Source organism: Pseudomonas sp. Irchel 3E13 (assembly GCF_900187455.1).
In the GTDB taxonomy this organism is placed as follows: domain Bacteria; phylum Pseudomonadota; class Gammaproteobacteria; order Pseudomonadales; family Pseudomonadaceae; genus Aquipseudomonas.
This window is the reverse complement of the sequence record NZ_FYDX01000040.1, coordinates 1-4584: the sequence shown is the minus strand read 5'-3', so window position 1 is coordinate 4584 and position 4584 is coordinate 1. Positions and strand designations below refer to the sequence as shown.

The 4584-nt window shown below is 64.4% G+C and carries 1 protein-coding gene; it reads right to left on the bottom strand.

Translation table 11 applies throughout. The annotated features are described in order from the left end of the window. A partial coding sequence (locus tag CKW37_RS32195) for an autotransporter-associated beta strand repeat-containing protein (protein ID WP_177454513.1) occupies positions 1–4584 on the bottom strand: 4584 nt, incomplete at both ends.

Here is a 4584-nt window from a genome sequence, read left to right as displayed (position 1 = left end):
GGGTGCCGGTGAGGCTCAGGTCGTTGCTGCCGGCGAGGATCAGGCCGCCGTTGAGGGTCACGGCGTTGCCGAGGGTCACCGCGCGGTTGCTGTCCAGGGTGGTCAGGTCGGCGGTGGTCAGGGTGCCACTGCCGAGGGCCGCGTTGTTGCCGACGACCAGGGTGCCGCCGTTGAGCTGGGTGCCGCCGCTGTAGCTGTTGCTGCCGTTCAGCACCAGGGTGCCGGCTTCGAGTTTGTTCAGGGTGGCGCTGCCGGTCAGGTTGACATCGACGGTGGCGCTGTTGCCGCTGCCCACGCGCACGCCGGCATAGCCGGTGGAGCCGTTGATCAGGTTCAGCTCGCCCGCGGTGCCCGCGACCAGGGTGTAGCCGTCGGTGAGGAACTGCAGACCGGTGGTGGTCTGGGTGCCTTCGACGGTGACAGTGCCGGTGTTGCCCTGGAATACGGCGAAGCCGTCGTTCCAGCTCTGGTTGAAGTTTCCGCTGGCGTTGGTCCAGTTGCTGCCGGTTCCGCCCCAGGTGCCGTTGCCGCCACTGATGGCGCCCGTGCCGCCGCCGCTGCCGTCCCAGAACAGCACGCTACCCGCCGCGCCGCCGACCAGCAGGTTGACCTGATTGTTGACGCTGGTTTGCACTTCCAGGTCGCCCGCTACCAGGCCGCCGGGGATCGTGCCGATCGCCAGGCCGTTGTCGGTGAGGCTGCCGGTGTAGTCAATCAGGCGGTACACGCCGAGGCCGAAGCCGCCGGCGTCGGTGACGTTGAGCTTGCCGTCGAGCACCAGGTTGCCGTTGACCTTGAGCATTCCGGCCTGGCCCGCGATCGCGGCGCCGAGGAAGGCGTCGAGGTTGGAGTCGTTGTTGAGGGTCAGGTTGCCGGTGGTCAGGGTGTTGCCGCTCAGGAGCTGCACGTGGCCGCCATCGGCGAGGGTCACGGCGCCGTCGATGCGGCCCGTGCCAGCGAGGGTGGCGCCGTTGGCGACGGTCAGCCCAGAGGTGCCCAGCACGCCTTGGCCGGTGACGGACAGGGTGCCTTGGCTCACCGTGGTGGTGCCGCTGATGCTGCTGACGCCGGACAGGGTCAGGATGCCGGCATCGACCTTGTTCAGGCCGCCGGTGCCGCTGATGGCGCCGGCGTAATTGCCGCCGGCCACGGTCAGCACGCTGTTGTTTTCCAGGGCGATAGCGCCCTGCCCGCTGAGCAGGCCCACCGCGCTGCTGGCACCGACGCCGAGGGTGCCGGCGGTGCTGATGTCGATCGCCAGGGTGCCGGTGGTCGTGCTGCCCAACAGGTTGAGGCGGCCATTGTCGATGCGGTAGCTGCCGCTGAAATCGTTGTTGCCCGTCAGGTCGACGGTGCCGACGCCTTGCTTGATCAGGGTGCCGTTGCCGCTCAGCACGCCACTCAGGGTCAGGTCATGGTTGCCGGCCAGGGTCAGGCGGGAACCGGTATTGACGCCGAAATCGATGGCGTTGCCCAACGTCATTGCCGCGCTGGTATCGAGGCTGGCCGGGCCAGCGACAGTAAGCAGGCCGGCGCCCAGGGCGGCGCTGTTGCCCAGCAGCAGCTTGCCGGCGTTGAGCGTGGTGCCAGCGTAGTCGTTGGCCTGGTTCAGGGTCAGCGTGCCGCTGCCATTCTTCACCAGCGTGCCATTGCCAAGTACCAGACCGTTCAGTACGAGGTCATGGCTGCCGCCCAGCGTCAGTGCGCCAGTGAGGTGCAGATCATTGATCAGGCTGAGCGCCGTGTTGGTGTCCAGGGTGGTGCCGGCGGAAGTCGTCAGGCTGCCGGAACCCAGCGCGTCGTTGTTGCCCAGTACCAGGGTGCCGCCCGAGAGGCGGGTGCCATCGGTATGGCTGTTGCTGCCATTGAGCACCAGAGTGCCGCTGTCCAGTTTGTTCAGGATGCCGTTGCCGGTGAGGTTGACGTCGAGGATGGCGGTCTTGCCGCTGTCGACGCGAACCGCGGTGTCGCCGCTGATGCCGCTGACCAGTTGCAACTGGCCAGCACTGCCGCCGGCAAGGGTGTAGTTGTTGATGAACTGCAACCCGGTGACGCTTTGGGTGCCGTCAACGGTGACGGTGCCCGCCGTACCCTGGAACACCGCGAAGGTGCTGTTCCAGGCCTCATTGAAGCCAGCGTTGGTGGTGGTCCAGTTGCTGTTGGTGCTGTTCCAGGTGCCGTCGCCGCCGTCGACGACGCTGTTGCCGGTCAACTGGCTGCCGTCCCAGAAGCGGATATCGGCGGCGCCGCCGACGACCAGGTTGATCTGGTTGGCGACGTTGGTCTGCAACGCCAGCTCGTTGAGCGGAACGCCACTCGGCAGCGTGCCGAAATCCAGGCCGTTGTTGGTCAGCGCACCGCCATAATCGAACAGGCGGTACACGCCGATGCCGAAGCCGCCGGTATTGGCGATGTTGAGCCTGCCGTCGAGGGTCAGGTTGCCGGTGACATTGGCCAGGCCCGCCGCGCCCGGTGTGACGGCGCCCAGGGCGACGTCGAGATTGGACGTGTCGTTCAGCACCAGCGAACCGAGGGTCAGCACCGAGCCGCCGGCCAGGCTCAAGTGGCCGCCGTTGGCGATGGTCACGTTGCCGGCCAGCGAGCCGCTACCGGTCAGTACGGCATCGCTAGAGACTATGACCGTGCCGCCCAGACTGCCGTCGACTCGCAGCGTACCCGCGTCGACAAAGGTGGTAGCACGCAGGCTGCTAGCACCACTGAGCAACAGGATGCCGCTACCTGTTTTGCTCAAGCTGCCGTTACCACTTAATTCCCCGCTGAAATTACCGCTGGCGACAGTAAGGTTGCCACCATGAAGCAAGACCCCACCTGCACCATTCAGTTCTCCGATCTCGCCGCTGAAGCCAAGCTCGAGCATCGCCCCGGAAGCAATGTTGACCAGGGTCGGATTACCCAGGCTGTTGACGCCTGCATAGATTCGACCGCCGTCAATATTGTAGGTACCGCTAAAGCGGCTGTTTGCATCAATTCGCAGATCTGCCGTACCGGTCTTGGTTATGGTGCCGGCGCCGCTGATGAGTCCATGGAAAAATGATGTTTCGTAGTTGCCAAGTAGAGTCAGCGAACCGCCGACGTTCATTGGATTGCTCAGCAGCAGCGCTTGCGTCGCTTCCAGCGACGCAACTCCGGTAACGTCCAGAACACCGCCACCCAACGTGCTGCTCAATTTCAACGTGCCAGACTTGAGTTCGGTATCGCCTTGATAGGAGTTCACACCGGACAGGGTCAGCGTTCCAGAGCCGTCCTTGATCAAGCCCCCGTTCCCGCCAATCCAACCGGAAATAGCAAGATCATTGGGGCCGGAGATAGTCAGTTGTGCGTCTAGGTCGATAAAGTTCGCGATGCTCAAACTAGAGAGCGCCTGAAGCGTCGAAACACCGGTCACGTTCAAATTGTTGAGGCTTGCGCCCAGCGCATTATTGTCGCCCAGTCGTAGAGTGCCCTGGTTCAACGTGACGCTGCCATTCAGGCTGCTGGCCTTCATCAGGCTCAGCGTGCTGGCGCCGTTCTTGATCAGGTTACCGAGGCCGGACAAGGTGCCGTCAAGCGACAGGTCGCGGGTGCCGAGGAACGTCAGGTCACCACTGATCGCCACATCGTTGCCAATCAGCGCACCCGACAGGCTGCTGTCGAGCGTGGTGTTGTGGGCCGTGATCAGCGCACCCGCGCCCAGCGCGGTGTTGCTGCCCAGCACCAGGCTACCGGCGTTGAGCCAGGTATTGCCCAACTGGGTGTTATTGCCGCTCAGCGTCAGGCTGCCGGTGCCGATCTTGATCAGGCCACCGGCACCACTGACACCGCCGCTCAACGTCAGGGACCCGGCATCGACATTGATGTTGGACACACCGCTGAAGACCAGGTTATTGGCCAGCCTCTGCTCGAACCTGTCGGTCTGCAGGGTGGTGCCGGAGGCGAGGCTCAACGCAGCGCTGCCCAAGGCGGCGTCATCACGGACAAGCAGCGTACCCGCGCTCAGGGTGGTGCCGCCGCTGTAGCGGTTGCTACGGGTGAGAACCAGTGTCCCGGCCCCGCTCTTCTGCAGTTTTCCGGTGCCGGAGAGCGGGGTATCCAGCGTTCCGGTAATGCCGCTGTCGACAGTGACCAGCGCCGAACCACCGGTGCCGTTGACCAGATTCAGGCCATCCGCCACGTCGGCGTACAACACGTAGCCGTCGCTCTTGAACTGCAGGGCGCTGATGGTCTGGGTGTCCTGGATCACCACGGTGCCCGAGCCATTCTGGAAGATCGCCGAAACGCCTCTCCAGATATCGTTGATGGCCCCGCTGGACTTGGTCCAGTTGGTATTGGTCGCGTTCCAGATGCCGCTGCCACCCTCGACGGTGCCGTTGCCGGCCAAGGAGGTGCCATCCCAGTACTGGATCGCCAGGGCTGGCGAGCTGACGACGATGTTGGCCGTCTTGGCCACGTTGTCCATTGACAGGGTGATCTGCCCGAGCACCACATCCGCCGGGAAGATGCCCGGGTTGGCACCGCCGTAGTTCAGGGTGCCGGTGTAGTTGATCAGGCGGTAAGTGCCGTTGGCCAGGCCACCGGCATCGCTGA